Consider the following 557-nt stretch of genomic DNA (forward strand, 5'->3'; position numbering starts at 1 on the left):
GGGTGCTCCTCGGCCACGGCTGGGACGCGTCACGCTGGCCCGAGCGGCGGCATCCGTGGCGGGACGAGCTGGACGAGGTCACCGGCGGCCGCCCGCTCTACCTCAGCCGGATCGACGTCCACTCGGCCGTCGTCACCACGGCACTGCTGGACATGGCGCCGGGCGTACGCCGGGCGGCCGGCTTCGAGGACGGCGAACCGCTGACCCGCGACGCCCATCACGCCGTACGCGCCGCCGCGTTCGCAGCCGTGACCCCCGAGCAGCGCACCGAGGCCCAGCGCGCCGCGCTGAAGCACGCGGCCTCGCTCGGCATCGGCTCCGTCCACGAGTGCGCGGGCCCGGAGATCTCCTCCGAGGACGACTTCACCGGGCTGCTGAGGCTCGCCGCGGAGGAGGTCGGGCCCCGGGCCGTCGGCTACTGGGCCGAACAGGCGGAGGAGGGCGTGGCGAGGGCCCGGGCGCTGGGAGCGGTCGGCGCCGCGGGTGACCTCTTCGTGGACGGCGCCCCCGGCCCGCACACGGCCTGCCTCCACCAGCCGTACACCGACGCCGAGCAC

Annotated in this window: 1 protein-coding gene; it reads left to right on the forward strand. The window is 76.5% G+C overall.

Annotated elements, in window-relative coordinates; all coding sequences use genetic code 11:
• Nucleotides 1-557, forward strand: a 557-nt coding sequence (locus O3Q52_RS53960) for an amidohydrolase family protein (RefSeq protein WP_269655655.1), incomplete at both ends; no start/stop codon positions are given.

Origin of the sequence: Streptomyces sp. ActVer, assembly GCF_027270795.1 — a bacterium.
Classification (GTDB): Bacteria; Actinomycetota; Actinomycetes; order Streptomycetales; family Streptomycetaceae; genus Streptomyces; species Streptomyces umbrinus_A.